We start from the raw sequence: 23,621 nt of genomic DNA on the forward strand, positions 1-23,621 counted from the left end.
TCTGATAACTGTTGCTCAGGCAACAGCTCTTGATCGGTCACCCTGCGCGGGAACGGTCAGGTCGGTTGCTTCGGCAAACGCTGATCAATCAGCTGATACAACGCACTACTCTCAGGCCAGTTCCGCATAAACCGCGCACGGTCCCTGGCATACGCCGGGGCGAAGCTGGCGGCAGAGCTGTGTTGGCACATCGCGTCGAGGTCGATCAGCGACCAGCGATCCTTATCCCAGAACAGGTTATGGCCCTTGAAGTCGCCATGGCTGATGCGCTCGCGAATCAGCTCGGCGAACAACTGGTCCAGCGCCAACAGTTCGTTTTCCGGCGCGTCACCGTGTTCGATATAGGGCGCGAACCGCTCGATGATGTCCGGGCCCGGCAGGTATTCGGTGACCAGGTAAGCGCGGCTGCGCAGCCAGAAAAAACGCTTTTCCAGGACGGCCAGCGGCTTGGGCGTGGCGATGCCGAGGAAGGCCAGGCGATTGCCTTCGCGCCAGGAATGCCAGGCGCGGCTCGGGCGCCAGAAGCGCTTGAGCCAATGGGCAACGCCCTTGATGTTGTAGCGCTTGATCACCAAGGGCCGGCCGGCTACGTCGACCTTGGCCACGCTGGCCGCACCACCGGTCTTGTACAGGTGGCCCTGGTCGAGCAACGCATCCGCCTGCTCCAGCACCGGCAGCATCGCCGGTTCTTCCTCGCGACGGATCGCACGCAAGGCAAAGGCGCCACGCACCACACTGAACAGCGTGCAGTCGCGGCCCACCTTGTTCAACAAGTCCTTCAGGCGCCAGGCGCTGACCTTGCGCACCTGTTTTTCCAGGGCTTGCAGGGGCAAGGCGTGCTCGCCGTTGCTCAGCAGGTAGTACACCAGCAGTTCTTCGGTAAACGGCTCGAGGTTTTTCGGCAACTGGGCGAAAAACACCCCGAGGTTTTCCAGCACGCGGTTGCGCGACAGTGGCTTGCCCGCCTCCTCCACACGAATGCCGGCGCCATCGATCAAGTACAGCTTGCCGTCCTGGCGCAGCAGGTTGTCCAGGTGCAGGTCTTCCTGCCACAGGCCCTTGGCATGCATCTGGCCGATCGCACCCAGGGCCTCGGCCAGCACGGCGGTTTGCTCCTCGGCCAGTGGCGGTAGCGCTTCAACGGCGTGCCAGGCATCGGCCAGGCTCTCGGCACCTTCGATAAACTCGAACAGCAGCCAGCCGCCCTCGCCGTCCTGCAAGCCATCGGCGAGCAACAGCGGGGTGGTCAGGCCTTGCTCGGCCAGCAGGCGTACGCCGCTGAGTTCACGCTGGAAATGCCGTGCGGCCTTGCTGCCCACTAATAATTTGGCCAGCACCGGACGCCCGCGCCATACCGCCGCGCCCACGTAACGCTCACCCGGCAATACCCGCAACAGGCTCAGCAGTTGCAGTTGGCCCGGGCCGGCGGCATCCGCCAGGTCGATGGTGAGGGGCAGGCTCGGCCTGCGACCGGCGCTTTTCAACTCGGACAGGCGCATCAGCGGTTCTCCTTGTGGCTACGCCGCTTCGTCAGGCGTTGCAGCCAGGTGGTGACGAGTGCGCTGCCTTCGGGCTGATCGAGGTAAGCCGCCAGCAGTTGACGCACCTGGGCGTCGGACCACTGTGGCGCACGGCGCAACAACGGCTCCAGGTCCTTGACCCGGTCACGCCAGCCGAACAACAGCGGGCGGGTTTTCTCCAGGTCGATCAACTGCGCGGCGTAGCCGTCACCGGTGGCCTGCAGGAAAATATGCTTGGGGTAGAAACAGCCATGCACCTGGCCGACGCTGTGCAGGCGGCGCGCCAGTTGACCGCAGGCCAGCAGGATCGCGCAGTGCTGGGCATCGCTGAGTTGCGCCCATTGCTCCAGCAATGAATCCAGGTCATTCCAGCCGTCCAGGGCACGGGTCAGCAGCATCGCGCGGTGTTCACCGGCGACTTTGCGCTCGCCGTAGAACGCCGCCTGCAGCGCCGGGATCCCGAGCTTGCGGTAACGGCTGATATTGCGGAACTCGCGGGAGAAACTGGGCTCGCCCAAAGGCCGGTGCAAGCTGCGCGTGAGGTAGTTGCTCTGGCGCTTGAGGTAATAGCCGTGGCCGTCGAGCTCCAGGCGAAACACGCTGCTCCAGCCGCCACGGCTGGTGTTCGGCTCGTCCACCGCGTCCAGTTGCCGGGCCCACAGGGCGTCGAATGTCGCGAGGCCGTGGCGCTCCAGCAGGGCGCGATCTTCAGCCGCCAGGAAATCACTCATTCACGTCCCTCGAAAAACTTCACTACGTGGCGAATCCGCCGTTTGTCCGACTCACTCAGGTGCCGACACCCACGGTACTGCATGTAGAAGCGCAGGCGCTGAGTGGCCGACAAGTGATACTTGGCCACTTTGTCCAGGCAGGCCAGGTCCTTGGTGATGCGGTACTTGAGCCAGAAACCGCGCCAGAAATCACCGTTGGGGCAATCGATCAGGTACAGGGTGGCCTGGTCGTCGATCAGCAGGTTGCGCCACTTCAAGTCGTTATGGGTAAAGCGATGATCGTGCATGGTGCGCGTGTATTCGGCGAGCTGGCGACTGACCGCGCTGACCCACTTGGGGTCGCGCAGGCGCGCATCCTTACGTTCGGCCAGGACCGAGAGGTCTTCGGTCCTCGGCAACTCGCGGGTGATCATTGCGCCACGATCATAGGCCAGGCCGCTGCGCTCCAGGCCCCAGGCGACCACATCGGCGGTGGGAATGCCCCACTTGGCGAAGCGCTTGAGGTTCTGCCATTCGGACTTGACCCGCGGCTTGCCCAGGTAGCGCCGCAGGCCCTTGCCGGCACCGGTATAGCGCTTGACGTAGTAATTGACCCCGCCACGCTCCACCCGGATCACTTCCGACAGCGGGTCGCGGGTCAGCCGCTCGCCTTGCAGGGCAAATACCGCTTCGAGGCTTCCAAAATCATCCGCCAGGGCGGCGTAGGCAGGCTCCAGGTTCCAACCCGCCATCAGATCGCATCCCCATAACGTTGCTTGCGCGCGTAGAGCTTGTCGGCCTTGCGCTGCATCAGGCCCAGGGACGCCGACTGCTCGGCCAGGACCTGGCGCAACGGCTGGCGGAAGTAGCCCTTGAGGAAGCGCAGTTTATCGCGCCGGGTCAGGCCGATGTCCAACGCCGAGTAATACAGCGCGGAGAGGTCCTTGTCGCGCCAGCGCAGCGGCAGATGGGCGCGCATTTGCGCCCGGTGCAGGTCGATCACCGAGAGCTTGATGTTGCGTGGATCGATCGGCTTGGACGTGTCCAGCAGGAAGTGGCACAGGTAGCAGTCGCGGTGATTCACGCCGCCCCGGTGCATGTCGCCGACCATGCGCGCCAGTTCGGCCGTGAGCGCATGGCGCAGTGCAGGTGTGGGCGGTTCGGCGACCCAGTTGACGGTCAGGTCTTCAAGGCTGATGGTCGGCGCCAGCTCTTCGGTGATGATGAACGAGTGCTGGTCCGCCGGGTTGCTGCCCTTTTCGCCGAAGGCCACGCCGGTCATGGTCGGTACGCCGATCGCCTGCAAGCGGTGAATGGCATCCCATTCCAGGCCTGCGCCGAGCACCGGCAGCTTGGCGGTGATCAGGTTCTTGAAGATTTCCGCCCAGCCGATGCCGCGGTGGATTTTGACGAAATACGGGCGGCCATCCACCTCGGTGCGCAGCGTGCGACGCGCCGCCAGTTCACGGAATACCTGGCCTTGCAGTTTCTCGACTTCGGCGAAGGCATCACGCCCGGCCCATAACGTCTTGAACGGTTCGGCAAGAATCAACTTCATCGTTTTGGCTCCGCCAGAATCACATCCGCAGCGTGCTGCGGCATGCTGTAGAGGTCGGCCGTCTCGGCGAAGGCCAACCCATTGCGGCCCCAGGCCGCGCGCTGTGCAGAATCGGTCAACATCTGCGCCAGGTACTGGTTCAACTGAGCCTGTTCAAACGGCTCGTCCAGCACCAGGCCGCTGTCGGCTTCGGCGATGTAATGGGCATAACCACACACGGCCGAGACCAGCACCGGCAACCCGGCCACCAGGGCTTCGAGCAACACGGTGCCGGTGTTTTCGTTGTACGCCGGGTGGATCAACAGGTCGGCGCCCAGCAGGAAGCGCGGAATATCGCTGCGCCCCTTGAGGAACTGCACGTTATCGCCCAGCCCGAGGGTGGCGCTTTGCAGTTGGAATACCTTGGGGTCGTCCTGGCCAATTACAAACAGGCGCGTGCGTTTTTTCAGCTCGGCCGGCAACGCGGCGACGGCCTTAAGGCTGCGGTCGACGCCCTTGGTCTTGAAGCCGGAACCGATTTGCACCAGCAGCAGGTCGTCATCACCCAGGTTGAACTCCTTGCGGAACCCCTCACGAATCTCGGCCGCATTCGGCGGCGCTCGGCGGTCCTGGGCAATACCCGGTGGCAGCAGGTGGAAGCGCTCCAGCGGCGTGTCGTAATGCTTGATGAACAGCGGCTGCTGCACTTCGGAAATCATCAAGACTTCGGTCTTGGCGTCCTTGGCAAACACCGCGCGCTCGTACTCGGCAAAGTGGCGATAGCGGCCAAAACTGCGGTACAGCGAATGGCGCAGGTTTTGTGCCTTGTCTTCGAAGCAGCCGTCGGCGGCGTAGTACACGTCCAGGCCGGGCATCTTGTTGAAGCCGATCAGGCGGTCCACCGGGCGCTTGGCCAGGTCGGCCTCCATCCAGGCGCTGAGCTTCTCGTTGCGCCGATGGTTGAAGAACGCCTTGACCGGCGCCACCAGCACTTCGAAGCCGGGCGGAATGTCGCCCTCCCAGATCAGCGTGTAGACACGAATCTGATGGCCGCGCCGCTGGCACTCCAGGGCGATGCGCATGAAGTCGCGCTGCAGGCCGCCGAAGGGGAAATATTTGTACAGAACAAAAGCCAGTTGCATCAGTGCAGCTCCTCAGCCAGTAACAACGTGCTCAGCCGGGTTGCCACACGCTCAGGGTTCAAGCGCGTGAAACACAGGGGCGACTCGCGCTTGATGTCGAACCGACGCAGGTCGTCGGCCGTCGGTTGATAGGTACATTGTTTTTGCAGGCACGGCGCACAGGCAAAGTCGCTGGCCAGGTGAATCTGGCCCTTGCCGTAGGCGCCGGTCAGGCCGGGGTTGGTGGGGCCGAACAGGGAAATGGTCGGCACATCCAGCGCCGCCGCCAAATGCCCCAGCCCAGTGTCCACCGCCACACAGGCGCGGGCGCCGGCCAATACCCGGGCCACGCCGGCCAGGTTCAGCTTGGGCAGCACTTCGGCGTTGTTCAGGCCTTGGGCCAGGCGCTCCGCACGGGCCTTTTCGGCGGCGTTGCCCCAGGGCAACTTCACGTCCACGCCCAGGCGGCCCATACGTTCAGCCAACTCGCGCCAGTAGGCCTCGGGCCAATGCTTGGTGTCCCAGGTAGTACCGTGCAGCAGCAGGACGAAGGGCTTTTTCGGCGGCAGGCCGAGCAGTTTTTCGGTGCTGAGGCCGTAGTCGCCCAGGCCTTTGGGCAAGTCATAGCCGAGGGCCACGGCGAACAGTTGGCGCAAACGCTCCACCGCATGCTGCCCACGGGCCACGGCCAGGCGCCGCGAGTAGAAGCGCGCCGCAATCGGCTCACGGGCCGAGTGTTTGTCGAATCCGGCCACCGGAGCCCGCACGTAGCGGGTCAGCCAGGCGCTTTTGAACAGGCCCTGGGCATCGATCACCAGATCGTACTTGGTCGACTGGACTTGCTGCTTGAAGCGCCGCCACTCGCCGCTCTTGAAGGTTTGCCAGAGGTTCTTGCGCCAGCGGCGGATCGCCACCGGGATGACCTTGTCCAGCGCCGGGTGCCAGGTGGGGATTTCAGCAAAGCCTTCTTCCACCACCCAGTCGAAGCGAATGCCGGGGATCGCCCGTGCCGCGTCAGTCAGTGCCGGCAAGGCATGGATCACGTCGCCCAGGGATGAGGTCTTGATTACCAGTACCCGCAACTCAGTGAACCTCGACCACGTCGCCCTGCAATCGCTGCAAGGCATCGGTTACCGGCTGCGGCAGCAATTGGCGCAGGCAGTTGTAATGGCCGAAGCGGCAGGTGCGATCAAAGCACGGGCTGCACTCCAGCCCCAGGCGCACCACTTCGACCTGGTCGGCCAGCGGCGGGGTAAAGCCCGGCGAGGTGGAGCCGTACACCGCCACCAACGGGCGGTTCAGCGCAGCGGCCACATGCATCAGGCCGGAGTCGTTGGACACCACGGCGTCCGCACAGGAGAGCAAGTCGATGGCCTCGGCCAGGGACGTGTCGCCACTGAGGTTCACCGCTTCTTCGCGCAGGCCCGGGATCAGGCGCTGGCGAATGTCTTCACCCACCGAGTGATCGTTTTTCGAACCGAACAGCCACACCTGCCAGCCTTCGCGAATCTTCATCTCGGCGACTTTGGCGTAGTGGTCCGACGGCCAGCGCTTGGACTCGCCAAACTCCGCACCGGGGCACAGGGCCAATACCGGACGATCCAGGGCCAGGCCGAACTTGGCGAGTGCCGCATCGCGGGTCACCGGGTCGATCTGCAGGCTGGGGCGCGGGTATGGCTTGGGCAGCTCGGCGCCCGGCGCATAGGCCAGGGCCATGAAGCGTTCGATCATCAGCGGGTAACGCGCCTTGTCCAGCGTGCGTACATCATTAAGCAGCACATAACGAAACTCGCCGCGCCAGCCGGTGCGCTTGGGGATACCGGCAAAATACGGCACCAGCGCCGACTTCAGCGAGTTGGGCAGCAGGATCGCCTGGTCGTACTGGCCCGCCAGGGATTTGCCGATGCGGCGGCGGGTCGCCAGTTCCAGGGCACCGTGGCCGAGCGGAAAGCTCAAGGCCTTGCGCACTTCGGGCATGCGCTCAAGGATCGGCCGGCTCCACTCGGGGGCAAGCACGTCGATCTGGCAGTCCGGGTAGCGCATACGCAGGCTCTGGAACAGAGTCTGCGCCATCACCATGTCACCGACCCAACTGGGCCCAACGATCAGAATATTCATGTAGTTTCCACAAACGATGCGGGGAGGCTTATGCCTCCCCGCCCTAATAGTGTTTCAACCCAACCCCAGCGCCTGCCAGATTCGCATCACCTGGCGCCGTTCGTCAGCGAACTGATCACCGGGTACCGTACCGGCCTCGTTCTGCAAGGCCTGGCGATGCGCGGCGGAACGGTAGGCCTTATACACCTCGCGCAGCAGATGGGCATCGGCGGCGGGCATCAAACCCACCTGCTCCAGGCCTTCCAGAATGCGGATATTGTCGGTATAGCGCAGCAACGACGGATGTTGCGCAGACCACGCCAAAGCCGCGTATTGCACCATAAATTCAATATCGACGATACCTCCGGCGTCCTGCTTGAGGTCGAACAGCACCGTGGCGTCGAAGGCATTGGCGCCGGTGCCGGCCGCCGTGGCCTTGGTACCCAGGTTGTCACGCATCTTGGCGCGCATCTCGCTGACCTCCTGGCGCAACTTCGCCAAGTCGCGCTCACGCCCCAGCACCTTAGCCCGTACCCGCTCGAATGCCTGGCCCACATCCTGGCTGCCCACCAGCACCCGCGCGCGGATCAGGGCCTGATGTTCCCAGGTCCATGCTTCATTTTGTTGATAGCGGTCAAACGCCCCGAGGGAACTGACCAGCAACCCGGATGCGCCGGATGGGCGCAGGCGCATGTCCACTTCATACAACTGGCCGGAGTTGGTCTGGGTGGTCAGCAGATGAATGATCCGCTGGCCCAGGCGCGTGAAGAACTGCGCGCCGTCGATCGGCTTGGCGCCGTCGGTCTCGGCCTGCGGGTCGCCATCGTGGATAAACACCAGGTCCAGGTCCGAACCATGCCCCAGTTCGATGCCGCCGACTTTCCCATAACCGACAATGATGAACCCAGGATCGCACAAGGTGCCGTCCAAACGCTGCGGCGAGCCGTGGCGGGCCACCGTCTGGCGCCAGGCCAGGGCCAGCACTTGTTCGAGGATGGCTTCGGCGAGCCAGGTCAGGTAGTCGCTGACTTTCATCAACGGCAGGCTGCCGGCGATTTCCGAAGCGGCCACGCGCAGGCGGTGGGCCAGCTTGAAGTGCCGCAGGGCTTCCATCTGCTGTTCAAGATCATCCTCGGGGATGCGCGTAAGGCGCTCGCGCAACTCGGCGGCAAGTTCCGGCGCCAGCGGTGGCTTGAACAGGCGGCCTTCGTTGAGCAACTCATCCAGCAGCAGCGGGAAGCGCGTGATCTGCTCGGCGATCCACGGGCTGGCGGCGCACAGGGTCAGCAGGCGGCGCAGGGCGTCGGGATTTTCCGTCAGCAGCACCAGATAGGCGGAACGCCGGGCGACGGCCTCCACCAGCGGCAGTACACGCTCCAGCACCAGGTCCGGGTTGGCGTGCTCGACGGCCTGGGCCAGCAAGCGCGGGATAAAGGCATCCAGGCGTTCACGCCCCAGGCGCTGCATGGCCCGCAGTTGCGGGCTGTTGCGCAGGCTGGCCAAGGCTTTAAGGGCCTTGGTGGCGTCGGTGAAGCCGCCTTCAGCCAATTGACGGCAGGCGGCCTCTTCATCCTGGGACTCTTCCCACAGCGGCAGCCATTCTCCGCCCACGACCAACTCGCTTTCCGCCCCTTCTTCTTCATCAGGATCCGCAATCACCTGGCGGAAGTGCCAGTCCACACGGCCACGCCAATGCATCAGGCGCTCATGAAAGGCCGCCCAGTCGGCAAACCCGAGCATAAAGGCAATGCGCGCCTGGTCTTCAGGGCTGTCCGGAAGCATTTGGGTCTGGCGGTCGGCAATCGCCTGGATCGCATGTTCGGTGTAACGCAGGAATTCATAGCCATTACGCAACTCGGCGATCACCGCCGGCGGCAGGTAGCCCTGGCCTTCCAGGGTGCCGAGCACCTTGAGCAGCGGCCGCTGCTGCAGGCTGAGGTCGCGGCCGCCATGGATCAGCTGGAACGCCTGGGCGATAAATTCCACTTCGCGGATGCCGCCCGAGCCCAGCTTGATATTGTCGGCCATGCCTTTGCGTCGGACTTCCTGCTGGATCAGCTGCTTCATGGTGCGCAGCGCCTCGATGGCGGAAAAGTCCAGGTAACGGCGGTACACGAACGGCCGCAGCATATCGAGCAGCTGCGCACCGGCCATTTGGTCACCGGCGACCACGCGCGCCTTGATCATGGCATAGCGTTCCCAGTCGCGACCCTGGTCCTGGTAGTACTGCTCCAGCGCGTTGAAGCTGAGCACCAGGGCGCCGGCCGAACCGTAGGGACGCAGGCGCATGTCGACACGGAACACAAAGCCGTCGACGGTCATCGGGTCGAGGGCCTTGATCAATTTTTGACCAAGACGAATAAAGAACTCCTGGTTATCCAGGGAGCGCTTCACGCCCACGGTTTCGCCGCCCTCGGGGTAGGCGAAGATCAGGTCTATATCCGACGACAGGTTCAGCTCCACCGCACCGAGCTTGCCCATGCCGAGGATGACCATATGCTGCGGCTCGCCGCTGCGCCGCCCGGTCGGTGTGCCGAACTGCACGCAGTGGCGCTGGTACAGCCATTGGTAGGCCTGGTCGATGCTGGCGTCGGCCATGTCGGAGAGGTCACGACAGGTTTGCACCAAGTCGGCCTGACGGGTCAGGTCGCGCCAGATGATGCGCACTTGCTGGCGCGTACGCTGACGACGCAGTACGCGGCCCAGCTCATCTTCTGTTTCGGCCTGTTGCACGGCACCGGCAATCTGCCCGCACAGCTCGCCCGGCGCAAAGCCGCGGTCCAGCTCGCCCCAGGCCGCCAGCTCGAGCAACATCAAAGGGTCACGAACACTCTGTTCAATGACGAAATCACTGGCGGCGCACACCCGGGCGAAGTCGGCCCACCGTTGCGGCGTCCACGAAGAAAGGCCATGATCGTCGTCCAGCGCGGCCACGGCGTCACGAAATGACTGCTCGGCCCGCTGGGCCTTTGGCAACAGAATGGCCGGCAGTTCGGCCAGCGTTGGAAGGCTCATGGTCTATCCTTGGTCGGCGTGTAAATGGCTTGCTGCTGTGAAGGCAAGCACCGCGCTCGATGAAGGACTGTCGAACAAAGGTGATAAATAGCTGAAAATATGTAATTTTTGGCAGGCAACATTAAACTTCTACCTTTTCTTGTTCGCAAAAGATCAACAATAACGATTATGCTCACCAGCCAGACCGAGCAATCCGCTCGGTCTTGTGTAGTTTTACTACTCGTATATACATTCGAAAGGCTGAAATGGCCGACGATTTGTAGTAAAACTACAGGACGCCGAAGCAACCTTCGGCCATCCAAGAATTTATGTCGTCTGCCCACAAGGCCAGTCGCAAACTTCAGGCAACCGATTCTGGTAGCCTTTCCGCCCTGGAGCAAGCCATGCAAGACCTCGATCCCGTCGAAACCCAGGAATGGCTGGACGCCCTGGAATCGGTTCTCGACAAAGAAGGCGAAGACCGTGCTCACTACCTGATGACCCGTATGGGCGAACTCGCGACCCGCAGCGGCTCGCAACTGCCCTACGCCATCACCACGCCATACCGCAACACCATCCCCGTCACCCACGAAGCACGCATGCCTGGCGACCTGTTCATGGAACGCCGCATTCGCTCGCTGGTACGTTGGAACGCCATGGCGATGGTAATGCGCACGAACTTGAAAGATTCTGACCTGGGCGGTCACATCTCCAGCTTCGCTTCCAGCGCAACCCTGTATGACATCGGCTTCAACTACTTCTTCCAGGCCCCGACCGAAGAACATGGCGGCGACCTGATCTACTTCCAGGGCCACACCTCGCCAGGCGTCTACGCCCGTGCGTTCATGGAAGGTCGCATCAGCGAAGAGCAAATGAACAACTTCCGCCAGGAAGTCGACGGCCAGGGCCTGTCGTCCTACCCGCACCCTTGGCTGATGCCTGATTTCTGGCAGTTCCCGACGGTATCCATGGGCCTGGGCCCGATCCAGGCGATCTACCAGGCACGCTTCATGAAGTACCTGGAAGCCCGTGGCTTCATCCCGGAAGGCAAGCAGAAAGTCTGGTGCTTCCTGGGCGACGGCGAGTGCGACGAGCCGGAATCCCTGGGTGCCATCTCCCTGGCCGGCCGCGAGAAGCTGGACAACCTGATCTTCGTCATCAACTGCAACCTGCAGCGCCTCGACGGCCCGGTTCGCGGCAACGGCAAGATCATCCAGGAACTCGAAGGCGTGTTCCGCGGTGCCCAGTGGAACGTGACCAAGGTCATCTGGGGCCGTTTCTGGGACCCACTGCTGGCCAAGGACGTCGACGGTATCCTGCAACGTCGCATGGACGAAGTCATCGACGGCGAGTACCAGAACTACAAGGCCAAAGACGGCGCGTTCGTACGTGAACATTTCTTCAACACGCCTGAACTCAAGGCGATGGTTGCCGACCTGTCCGACGACGAGATCTGGAAACTCAACCGTGGCGGCCACGACCCGTACAAGGTCTATGCGGCGTACCACGAAGCGGTCAACCACAAAGAACAACCGACCGTCATCCTGGCCAAGACCATCAAGGGTTATGGCACCGGTGCCGGCGAAGCGAAAAACACTGCGCACAACACCAAGAAGGTTGATGTTGAAAGCCTGAAGCTGTTCCGCGACCGCTTCGACATCCCGGTCAAGGACGAAGAGCTGGAGAACCTGCCGTTCTTCAAGCCGGAGCCGAACAGCGCCGAAGCCCGCTACCTGAGCGAGCGTCGTACCGCACTGGGCGGTTTCGTGCCACAGCGCCGCGCCAAGAGCTTCAACATCCCTACACCTCCGCTGGATACCCTCAAGGCAATCCTGGACGGCTCGGGCGACCGTGAAATCTCCACCACCATGGCCTTCGTGCGGATCCTCGCGCAGCTGGTCAAGGACAAGGAAATCGGCTCGCGTATCGTCCCGATCATCCCGGACGAAGCCCGTACCTTCGGTATGGAAGGCATGTTCCGCCAGTTGGGCATCTACTCCTCCGTCGGCCAGCTCTACGAGCCAGTCGATAAAGACCAGGTGATGTTCTACAAGGAAGACAAGAAGGGCCAGATCCTCGAAGAAGGCATCAACGAAGCGGGCGCCATGAGCTCCTTCATCGCTGCCGGCACTTCGTACTCCAGCCACAACCAGCCGATGCTGCCGTTCTACATCTTCTACTCGATGTTCGGCTTCCAGCGTATCGGCGACCTGGCTTGGGCAGCGGGCGACAGCCGTACCCGTGGTTTCCTGATCGGCGGTACCGCCGGCCGTACCACACTGAACGGCGAAGGCCTGCAACACGAAGACGGTCACAGCCACATCCTGGCTGCCACCATCCCGAACTGCCGCACCTTTGATCCAACCTACGGCTATGAGCTGGCGGTGATCATCCAGGACGGCATGAAGAAGATGACCGAAGAGCAGCAGGACGTTTTCTACTACATCACCGTGATGAACGAGTCCTACCAGCAGCCAGCCATGCCGGCCGGCGTGGAAGAAGGCATCATCAAGGGCATGTACCTGCTCGAAGAAGACACCAAGGAAGCGGCGCACCACGTGCAGCTGATGGGCTCCGGCACCATCCTGCGTGAAGTCCGTGAAGCGGCGAAGATCCTGCGTGAAGAGTTCAACGTCGGCGCCGACGTCTGGAGCGTTACCAGCTTCAACGAACTGCGTCGCGACGGCCTGGCCGTAGAGCGCAACAACCGCCTGCACCCGGGCCAGAAGCCTGCGCAGAGCTATGTCGAAGAGTGCCTGGCCGGCCGTAAAGGTCCAGTCATTGCCTCTACCGACTACATGAAACTGTTTGCTGAACAAATTCGCCAGTGGGTCCCGTCCAAGGAATTCAAAGTCCTGGGCACCGACGGTTTCGGTCGCAGTGACAGCCGCAAGAAGCTGCGTCACTTCTTCGAAGTCGACCGTCACTTCGTGGTGTTGGCAGCCCTGGAAGCCTTGGCTGACCGCGGTGAGATCGAACCCAAGGTGGTAGCTGACGCTATCGTCAAGTTCGGGATCAACCCGGAAAAACGCAACCCACTGGACTGCTGAGGAGATTTTTTGTGAGCGAACTCATTCGCGTACCTGACATCGGCAGCGGTGAAGGTGAAGTAATCGAGCTGTTTGTGAAGGTCGGCGACACCGTCGAAGCCGACCAGAGCATCCTGACCCTGGAATCGGACAAGGCGAGCATGGAAATCCCTGCTCCCAAGGCCGGCGTGGTCAAGAGCCTGAAAGTGAAGCTGGGCGACCGCCTGAAAGAAGGCGACGAACTGCTGGAACTGGAAATCGAAGGTGCCGCTGATGCGGCCCCTGCGGCGGCACCTGCTGCCGCTGCTGCACCGGCGCCTGCCGCGGAAAAACCTGCCGCTGCTGCCGAGGCTCCTGCAGCCCCGGCTGCTGCTCCAGCCGCAGCGACTGTCCAGGACATTCATGTTCCGGACATCGGTTCGTCGGGCAAGGCCAAGATCATCGAGCTGCTGGTCAAGGTCGGCGACACCGTCGAAGCCGACCAGTCGCTGATCACCCTGGAGTCCGACAAGGCCTCCATGGAAATCCCATCGCCGGCTGCCGGCATTGTGGAAAGCATCGCGGTCAAGCTGGAAGACGAAGTCGGCACTGGCGACTTCATCCTCAAGCTGAAAGTACAAGGCGCTGCACCGGCTGCCGCTCCAGCCGCTCCGGCTGCGGCAAAGGCTGAAGCTGCACCGGCCGCTGCCGCCCCTGCGCCTGCTGCAAAAGCCGAGGCCGCTCCGGCCCCTGCTGCTGCACCTGCGCCAAGCGGTGCCAAGGTTCACGCTGGCCCGGCGGTACGTCAACTGGCCCGTGAGTTCGGCGTCGAGCTGAACGCTGTGTCGGCCACTGGCCCACACGGTCGCGTGCTGAAGGAAGACGTGCAGGTCTACGTCAAAGCCATGATGCACAAAGCCAAGGAAGCTCCGGCTGCCGGCACTGCTACTGGCGGCGCGGGCATTCCACCGATCCCGGTGGTGGACTTCAGCCGCTTCGGCGAGACCGAAGAAGTGCCGATGACCCGCCTGATGCAAATCGGCGCGTCGAGCCTGCATCGCAGCTGGCTGAACATTCCGCACGTGACCCAGTTCGACCAGGCCGACATCACCGACCTGGAAGCTTTCCGCGTTGCGCAGAAAGCCGTGGCCGAGAAGGCCGGCGTGAAACTGACCGTGCTGCCGCTGCTGCTCAAGGCCTGTGCGCACCTGCTCAAGGAGCTGCCGGACTTCAACAGTTCGCTGGCGCCAAGCGGCAAGGCGATCATTCGCAAGAAGTACGTGCACATTGGTTTTGCCGTCGACACGCCGGATGGCCTGCTGGTACCGGTCATCAAGAACGTCGACCAGAAGAGCCTGCTGCAACTCGCTGCCGAAGCGGCTGCACTGGCTGCCAAGGCCCGTGACAAGAAGCTCACCGCAGACGACATGCAAGGCGCGTGCTTCACCATCTCCAGCCTCGGTCACATTGGCGGTACGGGCTTCACGCCAATCGTCAACGCGCCGGAAGTGGCGATCCTGGGTGTTTCCAAGGCCACCATCCAGCCAGTCTGGGACGGTAAAGCGTTCCAGCCGAAGCTGATGCTGCCACTGTCGTTGTCCTACGATCACCGTGTGATCAACGGCGCGGCTGCTGCACGCTTCACCCAGCGCCTGAGCCAGTTGCTGAACGACATCCGCACCATCCTGCTGTAAGCCACAGCGGCCTCCCTTTCATCGGGGAGGCCTGGTTGCAACGATTTCCGAGCGCCACGCTCGTACCTCAACCCCGTCAATTTGGCGGGGCTTTTTTTGCTTTTCTCTACAGACAGAACAGGGTTGTACACCTTCTGTCATCCTGACTGAAGAATTCCTCCGCCTGGCCGATAACCCCCTTATAGCACTTAGCCTTCATCCTCTCTTGTCAGCCCGCGCCGCATGATGCAACCTTGCCGCAGGCAACAGTAAAGAGGGCGTGAGCCCGGCGCCGTGCGCGTTATTTGAAGTGAGTTCCCCCCCATGAAAAGCCAACCCGATGTCGCCCGTATGGCGGCCGAGGTAGTGACGCAGTTACCGGTGCCTTCGCGCCTCGGTATGCTGCGTTTCGAGCGGCTTAATGAGGCAAGCTGGGCCCTTCTGTACCTCGACCCTAACTGCGAGCGCCAATTCGGCCTGTCGGCGGTCGAGCTGTGTGCGCTGCTCGGCACCCCCTTCGCCAGCCTGATGGAGCCTCAGGCGCGCTATCAACTGCACGACACCATCCAACAGCAACTGAGCGACAGCCCTCACTATCTGGTGCGCTACACCCTGCACACCAACGATGGCCCCCTGAGCCTGCTGGAAATGGGCGAAGCCTACAAACAACACAATCGCCATCTGCTGCGCGGCTACCTGATGGTGGTCGACGGCCTGTTCAACGAAGTCTCCCTGCCCGCCCCGACGGAGGACCTGGAAAGCCAGAACAGCCGCCTGCAGATCGCCCTGGAGCTCAACCAGCGCGCCCAGCAGGAACAACTGCAGCACCTGGAGCGGGTGCGCGCCCAGCAGGAGCTGATCCTGTTGCTGGCCCGCCAGCGCTACACCGCCAACAATTCGCTGCAGGAAGCCGCAGAGCTGATCACCCGCAGCGCCTGTGACATCTACCAGATCGACTGCGCAAGCATCTGGAACCTCGAAGGCCAGCGCCTGGTACCGATCTCGGCCTACCACCGCGATGACCAGCAGCACCACCTGCCTGAGCCCATCGACGCCAGTTGCTTTCCGGATTACCTGGAAGCCCTGCACACCAGCCGGGCAATCGACGCAACCAACGCGATGCGCGACCCGCGCACCCGGGAAATGGTCGAAAACCTGCGCGCCAGGGACGTCCACGCCATGCTCGATGCGAGTATCCGCGTCGACGGCCAGGTGGTGGGCGTATTGTGCCTGGAACAGGGAGGCAGCCCGCGTGCCTGGCAGGCCGATGAGATTGCCTTTGCCGGCGAACTGGCCGACCAGTTCGCGCAAGTGATCAACAACCACAACCGCCGTACCGCCACCAGCGCCCTGCACCTGTTCCAGCGTGCCGTGGAGCAAAGTGCCAATGCCTTTTTGCTGGTCAACTGCGACGGCGTGGTGGAGTACGTCAACCCAAGCTTTACCGCGATTACCCAATACAGCGCCGAAGAAGTCCACGGCCACCGCCTGGCCCAGCTGCCGGCCCTGGAAAACCTCAGCGAACTGCTGTTCGACGCACCGTCGAGCCTGGCCAAGAGCAACAGCTGGCAGGGCGAGTTCAAGAGCCGACGTAAAAACCTCGAGCCCTACTGGGGCCAGCTGTCGATTTCCAAGGTATATGGCGACAACCGTGAGCTGACCCACTACATCGGCATCTACGAAGACATCACCCAGAACAAGCTGGCCCAGCAGCGCATCGAACGCCTGGCCTACACCGATAACCTGACCAACCTGGGCAACCGTCCGGCATTTATCCGCAACCTTGATGAGCGCTTTGCCCGCGACAGCGACAGCCCGATCAGCCTGTTGCTGGTGGACATCGACAACTTCAAGCGCATCAACGACAGCCTCGGCCACCAGACCGGCGACAAGCTGCTGATCAGCCTGGCCCGCCGCCTGCGCAACAGCCTGAGTGCCGGAGGCAGCCTGGCGCGTTTTGCCAGTAACGAATTCGCGGTGCTGCTGGACGACACTGACCTGGAAAGCGGCCAACAGGTGGCCAGCCAACTGCTGGCGACCCTCGACAAACCGATGTTCGTCGACAACCAACTGATCAGCGTCACCGGCTCCGTGGGCCTGGCCTGTGCACCGCTGCATGGCCGTGACCCGCAGACCCTGATGCGCAACGCCGGCTTGGCCCTGCACAAGGCCAAGGCCAACGGCAAACACCAGGTACAGGTGTTCACCGAAGCCTTGAACGCCGAGGCCAGCTACAAGCTGTTCGTGGAGAACAACCTGCGTCGTGCCCTGACCCAGAACGAACTGGACGTGTTCTACCAGCCCAAGCTGTGCCTGCGCAGCGGCCGCTTGCTGGGCATGGAAGCGCTGCTGCGCTGGAACCATCCGGAAAAGGGCATGATCCGCCCCGATCAGTTCATCAGCGTCGCCGAAGAGACCGGTTTGATCATCCCGATCGGCAAATGGATCGCGCGCCAGGCCTGCCGCATGAGCAGGCAACTGAGCGCCGCTGGCATGGGCAATTTGCAGGTAGCAATCAACCTGTCGCCCAAACAGTTTTCCGACCCGGACCTGGTCGCCTCGATCGCCACGATCCTCAAGGAAGAACAGCTGCCGGCCAACCTGCTGGAACTGGAGCTGACCGAAGGCCTGCTGCTGGAAGCGACCGAAGACACGCGCCTGCAACTGGACCAGCTCAAGAGCTTCGGCCTGACCCTGGCCATGGACGACTTCGGCACCGGTTACTCGTCGCTGAGCTACCTGAAAAAATTTCCCATCGACATCATCAAGATCGACCGCAGCTTTATCCACGAAATCCCGGACAACCAGGACGACATGGAAATCACCTCGGCCGTGATCGCCATGGCCCACAACCTCAAGCTCAAGGTAGTGGCCGAAGGCATCGAGACCCCCGAGCAACTGGCGTTCCTGCGTCGGCACCGTTGCGACGTTGGCCAGGGCTACCTGTTCGACCGGCCGATCCCCGGTGCAGAGCTGCTCGAGAAGCTTAGACGCTATCCGCGCGGGCCAATCGCCTGACAGCGCTGTAACACTCGGGCACACTGGCTGTCTGAAATTTACCGCTAACTCAACCTGACGAGAGGACTGCTCATGGTCTTGCGCTCGGAAATTCTGGTGAACAAAAACGTGCTGCCTACTCAAGAACAAGCGTTGCCTGGTCGTGAAACCCCGATGAACCTGCCGCAGACGCACTTCGTCAACGGCAACCCGCTGCTGGGCCCATTCGTCGACGACGTCGGCTTCGCGATCTTCGGCCTGGGTTGTTTCTGGGGCGCCGAGCGCAAGTTCTGGCAGCGCGATGGCGTGGTCAGCACCGTGGTCGGCTATGCCGGTGGTTTCACGCCGAACCCGACGTATGAAGAAGTCTGCTCGGGCCTGACCGGCCACAGCGAAGTGGTGCTGGTGGTGTATGACCAAGCCAAGGTGAACTACGAAGACCTGCTGAAGATGTTCTGGGAACTGCACAACCCGACCCAGGGCATGCGCCAGGGCAACGACATCGGCACCCAGTACCGCTCGGTGATCTATGCGACCACGCCTGAGCAACTGGCGGCGGCAAAGGCCAGTGCCGATGCCTATCAAGCAGAATTGACCAAGGCCGGCCTGGGCACCATCACCACCGAAATCGAAGAGGCGCCGACGGTGTACTTCGCCGAGGCGTATCACCAGCAGTACCTGGCGAAGAACCCGCAGGGCTACTGTGGGATCGGCGGTACCGGCGTGACTTGCCCGATCTGAAGATCGGAGCTGCAAGTTTCAAGCTGCAAGTGGTGTTTTCTGCTCTCACTTGCAGCTTGCAGCTTGCAGCTTGAAGCTTGAAGCTTGCAACTTGCAACTTACAACTACTCAGCTATGAGCCAATCCATCTGCCACCCACCCTGGGTCTGGCCAAGCTTCCTGGACAGCCACGGCAGCAGCTCACGCAACTCCTCTTCCAGGCCCCACGGCGGGTTGGCAATCGCCAGGCCCGAGCCGGTCAGGGTGTTGGGCGTGTCCAGCGGATGCACCAGCAATTCCACGCGCAGCAACTTCGGCGCACCGGTGCCGGCCAGGTCCTGGTAGAAGCGACGCAGCATGCGCTGGTCCTTCACCGGGTACCAGATCGCCGCGACAGTCTGGCGCATACGGCTGACGGCTTCCTTGAGGGCGGCGGCGCAGCGCTGCATTTCGTCGAGCTGTTCAAACGGCGGATCAATCAGCATCAGCGCACGTTTTTCCGGCACCGGTAACAGCGCGCGCGGCACATGCCAGCCTTCGCCCAAATGAACCTTGACCCGACGATCGCCCTTCATGTTGTCCTTGAGCAACACGCCGTCTTCCGGGTGTTTTTCATTGAGCAGCACGCGGTCCTGGGGGCGCGTAAGGCGGCGCGCCAGCTCCGGCGAGCCCGGGTAGTAGCGCAACTGGCCATCGGGGTTCATCTCGTGCAGCACGCGCATGTAGTCGGCGGTCAACGGCGGTAGATCGTCGGCGCCCCACAAACGCGCGATACCTTCCAGGTACTCACCCGTGCGATTGGCCTGATCACCTTGCAGGTCGTACAGACCAATCCCGGCATGGGTGTCGAGGTAGGCGAACGGCTGCTCCTTGCGCGACATCAGGGCGATGAGGCGGGTCAAGGTCAGGTGTTTGAAGACATCGGCGTGGTTGCCGGCGTGAAAGGCGTGACGATAATTCATGGTTGCTCCTGCGCAGGGGGCGAAGTTTACCTTCTAAGGGCGCAAAGGTGCAGGGCCGCATGCCGGGCGGTGCTTATGCCGCAAACGCAGGCAGCCCGTTGAAAAAAATCTAAATGCCGACGGCAAGGCGGATTTATTGTGGCCTTCCACCACTCCAGGGAGGTCAATAACAATCATGAAAGACGCCACCATCGCGCTGCACCACGGTTTCAAGTCGGACCCGACCACCAAGGCCGTCGCCGTGCCGATCTACCAGAACGTCGCCTTCGAATTCGATAACGCCCAACACGGCGCCGACCTGTTCAACCTGGACGTACCCGGCAATATCTACACGCGCATCATGAACCCCACCAACGATGTGCTGGAGCAGCGCATCGCCGCCCTTGAAGGCGGTATCGCAGCGCTGGCAGTCTCGGCCGGCAGCGCGGCGATCCACTACGCAATCCAGACCTTGACCCGTGCGGGTGACAATATCGTCACCACTCCGCAGCTTTATGGTGGCACCTACACCCTCTTCGCCCACCTGCTGCCGAGCTTTGGCGTGGAGGTGCGTTTCGCCCGGGACGATTGCACTGCAGCCATCGCCGAACTGATCGATGACAACACCAAGCTGGTCTACTGCGAAAGTATCGGCAACCCCGCGGGCAATATCATCGACATCGAAGCCCTGGCCGACGTTGCCCATGCCCGTGGCGTGCCGCTGGTGGTGGACAACACCGTGGCCACGCCGATCCTGTGCAAGCCGATCCAGTTCGGCGCCGACATCGTGGTGCACTCGGTGACCAAATACGTCGGCGGCCATGGCAACTCCCTGGGCGGTGTAATTGTCGACAGTGGCACGTTCCCGTGGACGAAATACGCGGATAAATTCCCCGGCCTCAACCAGCCCGAGCCGGCCTATCACGGCGTGGTCTATACCGAAAAATTCGGCCCCGCCGCCTTCATCGCTCGTGCCCGTACCGTGCCGCTGCGCAACACTGGCGCAGCATTGGCACCGATGAATGCCTTCTTGCTGCTGCAAGGCTTGGAGACGCTGGCCTTGCGCATGGAGCGTCACACCGAAAACGCCCTGAAAATCGCGCAATTCCTGCAAAGCCATGCCGAGGTTGAATGGGTGAGCTACGCCGGCCTGCCGGACCACCCGCACCACGCATTGGCGCAGAAATACATGCAGGGCAAACCGTCGGCGATCCTGTCCTTCGGCTTGAAGGGCGGCTTTGATGCCGGTGTGCGCTTCTACGACGCCCTGCAAATCTTCAAGCGCCTGGTCAACATCGGCGACGCCAAGTCCCTGGCCTGCCACCCGGCTTCCACCACTCACCGACAGATGAACGAGCAGGAACAGGCCAAGGCCGGCGTGAAGCCGGAGATGATTCGCCTGTCGGTGGGCATCGAAGCAATTGAAGACCTGGTCGACGACCTGCAACAGGCGCTGGCCTCAACTCAACTCTGAGTCCAGGTAGCCCGCCAGCGCTTCAGCGCTGATGTCCGTACTGCGCGCGAAGTAGGCGACCTTGTGCCGCAAGGTCGCCGGCGTAAAAGCGGCATACAGGTCGGGGCGCTGCTCTTCAAGCCACTGCAGCAGGTTGTCGATCAGGGTCTGTGGCGACTGCGCGGCCAGGTGTTCCAATAACGATTCAGGCACTCGCCACCAGGGACTGGCTTTGGCCGCCGTTACCGACGCCGTCGCAACGCCCAGCGACTGGCCATTGATCAGGTACCGCTGGAACACCGGCAACACCGCGCCGATTTCATCGCCCAGCTTCTGCACGATCGGCAGGAACTGAGCGCCATCCCAGAAGCGCAGGAACACACTCCGCTCATCGGGAAGCAGTATCTTGGTCAGGCTTTGCAGGTGGGCGACTACGGCTTCCAACGGACTGGACGAAACCGCGAGCCACCCCCAATCCGTAGCTTCAGTGGTTGCAATCCAATCGAGGAAGGCACTGTCGGATTCGACAATCCCTACGCAGGGCATCACCTCACCCCACTCGGCATAGGCCGTGCCTGCCCAGATCGCTTGAGGCGGCATCCCGGCTGCCGAGACTTTCCAGGCAGCCAGCGGTTTCGCATCACTGGCACTGCTCAGCACCACATAGAGCCGCTCGTTGGGGAGTAGAGGGCATTGTGCAAGCCAGTCATCGGGGGTCAAGGGTTGAGACATCAGGATAAATTCCTTTTAAGGTTGAATGGGCGGGGAGACACCGCACTGCCCGGCACTGCAGCGTTGGCACTCTTCGCAAAACGGCGCGTTTCGTTTCAGGCTGGCGACCTGTATCCGGCTTAGGGGTGCGGGAATAACCGCCAGCAATGCCGCCTTCACCCCAGGCATCAATGGCGAAGCCGCCGGAGCAGGCGCGCCTCCCAGCTGAATCGGCGCGCTGCTGAAGATCCCGTCTGCCGACAGCGTAATCGACTGCCCACCGGCCTGAATTGTCACGCTTGCGCCCGCCTCTATAACGACGCTCTGCCCGGCGCCAATCTGGATGGCCCGCCCGGCCCGCATCTGCTGCGAACCACCGACCACCAGATGATCGTCCTGCTTGAGTTCGGTCAAACGATTGCCATGGGTGATGCGCTGCTCTTCGCCATGCAGTTCATGGTACGACTCACCGCCCACCCTGATGCGGCATTGATTGTCGATCTGCACCTGCTGGTCGTGCAGCACATGTTGGGTCCAGTCCCGCTGGGCGCGCAGGTAGATCTCCTCGGCGCCCTTGCGGTCTTCGATGCGCAGTTCGTTGTAGCCACCGCCACCGGGGCTGCTTTGGCTACGGAAGATGCTGCGGGTCTTGTCTGCCGGCAGGTCGAGGGGAACCGGCGTCGCCGCGTTGGGCAGGCAGCCCATCACCAGCGGCATGTCCATATCTCCATTGACGAACCCCACCAGCACTTCCATGCCCACGCGCGGGATAAGCACCGAACCATATCGGTCATGGGCCCAACCGCTGGCCACCCGCAGCCAGCAACTGGAATGATCGTTATGCTCGCCAACGCGATCCCAGGCCAGTTGCACCTTGACCCGGCCGTATTCGTCGCAATGGATTTCACTGTCGACGGGGCCGGTGACCACGGCGTTCTGGTAACCCGACAAAGTCGGCCTCGAGTGCTCAGGTGAGGGCGGGCGGAAGATCACGTCCCACGGAGTCGCCACACATTCATTGCGATACCCCTGAAGAAAATCTCCACCGCCAACCTCGGTGACAGCCTCCTCCAGAACCTGGGGCTGCCTGCCTTCGTGGGTAACTTGCGTCACCAGCCACACGTCATTCCATTCGTCCCGCGGATGCCCAGTCAACTTGAGGAACCGGCCGCTGCTCAATGCAGGGTCATCGCCGCTGGCACGAGCTATTCGATAGTCGCTACGGTGCCGCTCCAGGCCACGTTGCGCGAGGTATTTGCCGTGGGGGCGATCGGAAAAATGACCGGGGTAGGCCTGCGCCTCAAACCGTGGAAGCTGTTCGCCGACCACGCCACTCTCCAGCACCAGGCTCGGCTTGAGAAAGTCGTAGTCACGCAGGTTGACCGCGGTGGTGCGGGTTTCCAACCGCAGCGCAAAGCGCTTGATGGCCGGCGTATCCGCCACCATCCCGGAGCCCGGCATGTAGGGCGTAGGCTGATCGGGCGGGGCGAAAACGGTCTGGTCATCGCCAAACACCAGCAGGTGTCCTTCGGGCGAATGCTGGAAGTGATAGTGAATCCCCTGTTCGGCACACAGGCGCTGAATGAAGGCCAGGTCGCTCTCGCCAAACTGCACGCAATACTCGCGCTCGGGATAGGCGCCACTGAGGTGAAATTCGAATTGGTCGGCATGGAGCTGCTGCTCCGCCAGCACCTGCGCAATGATCTGCGGCACCGTCTTGTGCTGGAAGATCCGCTGGTGACTGCTGTGCGCGAGATAGGCCAACTGCGGCACAAGGCTGATCTGGTAACGCGTCAGCCGCCGCCCGGAATCGCCCTGCGCCACCCGATAAACCAGGCCGTGGACGCCATGACCGTGAGCGTCGAAGCCCAGGTATGCCGGACGATGCAGCAGGCTTTCCAGGTCCAGGTCGGGCTGTTCGCTGATCAGTTCAAGATCAAAACGATACGGCTGGCTGATGGCTTCGCGGCCCTGGAACTCAAACACCTTGAGTTCAGTCGACACACCGTCGAGGGTCAGGGTAAAGGCACTCTGATTGGCAGGAGCGAACATCCAGTGTTTCTCTGCGAGGGGTAGGCGGGAGATTCTGCACCACTGCCTCACCCTGCCGGGCACAGCCCAAATAAATCAGTAAAACCC

Annotated in this window: 16 protein-coding genes; 5 read left to right on the forward strand and 11 right to left on the reverse strand. The window is 62.3% G+C overall.

Annotation, left to right across the window (positions count from 1 at the left end; all coding sequences use genetic code 11):
• Positions 1-56 precede the first annotated feature (56 nt).
• From BFQ01_RS13575 to glnE, 8 genes are read right to left on the reverse strand one after another with little or no spacing between them, the layout of a single operon-like run.
• A complete protein-coding gene (locus BFQ01_RS13575; RefSeq protein ID WP_065925665.1) occupies positions 57-1,499 on the reverse strand; it encodes a lipopolysaccharide kinase InaA family protein in 1,443 nt (480 codons plus the stop codon).
• Positions 1,499-2,251, reverse strand: a complete 753-nt coding sequence (locus BFQ01_RS13580) for a lipopolysaccharide kinase InaA family protein (RefSeq protein WP_065925666.1) — start codon at positions 2,249-2,251, stop codon at positions 1,499-1,501. Before BFQ01_RS13580 ends, BFQ01_RS13575 begins: the two co-directional genes overlap by 1 nt.
• Complete coding sequence (locus BFQ01_RS13585) at positions 2,248-2,982, reverse strand: lipopolysaccharide kinase InaA family protein (RefSeq protein ID WP_065925667.1); 735 nt, start codon at positions 2,980-2,982, stop codon at positions 2,248-2,250. Before BFQ01_RS13585 ends, BFQ01_RS13580 begins: the two co-directional genes overlap by 4 nt.
• Complete coding sequence (gene rfaP / locus BFQ01_RS13590) at positions 2,982-3,788, reverse strand: lipopolysaccharide core heptose(I) kinase RfaP (protein ID WP_065925668.1); 807 nt, start codon at positions 3,786-3,788, stop codon at positions 2,982-2,984. Before rfaP ends, BFQ01_RS13585 begins: the two co-directional genes overlap by 1 nt.
• Positions 3,785-4,909 (reverse strand): glycosyltransferase family 4 protein, encoded by a 1,125-nt coding sequence (locus BFQ01_RS13595; protein WP_065925669.1) that lies wholly within the window; start codon positions 4,907-4,909, stop codon positions 3,785-3,787. Before BFQ01_RS13595 ends, rfaP begins: the two co-directional genes overlap by 4 nt.
• On the reverse strand, positions 4,909-5,970 hold the full coding sequence (gene waaC, locus BFQ01_RS13600; RefSeq protein WP_065925670.1) for a lipopolysaccharide heptosyltransferase I: 1,062 nt from the start codon (positions 5,968-5,970) through the stop codon (positions 4,909-4,911). Before waaC ends, BFQ01_RS13595 begins: the two co-directional genes overlap by 1 nt.
• A gap of 1 nt (position 5,971) precedes the next feature.
• Positions 5,972-7,006 (reverse strand): lipopolysaccharide heptosyltransferase II, encoded by a 1,035-nt coding sequence (waaF, locus tag BFQ01_RS13605; RefSeq protein WP_027604956.1) that lies wholly within the window; start codon positions 7,004-7,006, stop codon positions 5,972-5,974.
• Between the two features lie 54 nt (positions 7,007-7,060).
• Positions 7,061-10,000 (reverse strand): bifunctional [glutamate--ammonia ligase]-adenylyl-L-tyrosine phosphorylase/[glutamate--ammonia-ligase] adenylyltransferase, encoded by a 2,940-nt coding sequence (gene glnE / locus BFQ01_RS13610; protein ID WP_065925671.1) that lies wholly within the window; start codon positions 9,998-10,000, stop codon positions 7,061-7,063.
• Between the two features lie 383 nt (positions 10,001-10,383).
• On the opposite strand from glnE, the gene aceE reads away from it, so the two are divergent.
• The 4 genes from aceE (at position 10,384) to msrA (ending at position 18,398) form a co-directional block, all read left to right on the forward strand.
• Positions 10,384-13,029 (forward strand): pyruvate dehydrogenase (acetyl-transferring), homodimeric type, encoded by a 2,646-nt coding sequence (aceE, locus tag BFQ01_RS13615; RefSeq protein ID WP_065925672.1) that lies wholly within the window; start codon positions 10,384-10,386, stop codon positions 13,027-13,029.
• Positions 13,030-13,040: 11 nt separating this feature from the next.
• Entirely contained in the window at positions 13,041-14,681 is a 1,641-nt protein-coding gene (aceF, locus tag BFQ01_RS13620; RefSeq protein ID WP_065925673.1) for a dihydrolipoyllysine-residue acetyltransferase, read from the forward strand.
• 303 nt (positions 14,682-14,984) lie between these two features.
• Complete coding sequence (locus BFQ01_RS13625; RefSeq protein ID WP_065925674.1) at positions 14,985-17,678, forward strand: putative bifunctional diguanylate cyclase/phosphodiesterase; 2,694 nt, start codon at positions 14,985-14,987, stop codon at positions 17,676-17,678.
• A gap of 72 nt (positions 17,679-17,750) precedes the next feature.
• On the forward strand, positions 17,751-18,398 hold the full coding sequence (gene msrA / locus BFQ01_RS13630) for a peptide-methionine (S)-S-oxide reductase MsrA (protein WP_065925675.1): 648 nt from the start codon (positions 17,751-17,753) through the stop codon (positions 18,396-18,398).
• Between the two features lie 104 nt (positions 18,399-18,502).
• Here msrA and BFQ01_RS13635 read toward each other — a convergent pair whose 3' ends face one another.
• Positions 18,503-19,339, reverse strand: coding sequence for a 23S rRNA (adenine(2030)-N(6))-methyltransferase RlmJ (locus BFQ01_RS13635; protein ID WP_065925676.1), 837 nt, complete (start codon positions 19,337-19,339; stop codon positions 18,503-18,505).
• A gap of 175 nt (positions 19,340-19,514) precedes the next feature.
• Here BFQ01_RS13635 and BFQ01_RS13640 point away from each other — a divergent pair, with 175 nt between their 5' ends.
• Positions 19,515-20,792 (forward strand): O-acetylhomoserine aminocarboxypropyltransferase/cysteine synthase family protein, encoded by a 1,278-nt coding sequence (locus BFQ01_RS13640; protein ID WP_065925677.1) that lies wholly within the window; start codon positions 19,515-19,517, stop codon positions 20,790-20,792.
• Here BFQ01_RS13640 and BFQ01_RS13645 read toward each other — a convergent pair.
• Positions 20,778-21,503, reverse strand: coding sequence for a DUF4123 domain-containing protein (locus BFQ01_RS13645; protein ID WP_065925678.1), 726 nt, complete (start codon positions 21,501-21,503; stop codon positions 20,778-20,780). The genes BFQ01_RS13640 and BFQ01_RS13645 overlap by 15 nt on opposite strands.
• Positions 21,504-21,518: 15 nt before the next feature.
• Entirely contained in the window at positions 21,519-23,534 is a 2,016-nt protein-coding gene (locus tag BFQ01_RS13650) for a type VI secretion system Vgr family protein (RefSeq protein WP_065925679.1), read from the reverse strand.
• Between the last annotated feature and the right edge of the window lie 87 nt (positions 23,535-23,621).

This window comes from Pseudomonas sp. 8 R 14 (genome assembly GCF_900005955.1).
Lineage (GTDB): Bacteria > Pseudomonadota > Gammaproteobacteria > Pseudomonadales > Pseudomonadaceae > Aquipseudomonas > Aquipseudomonas marginalis.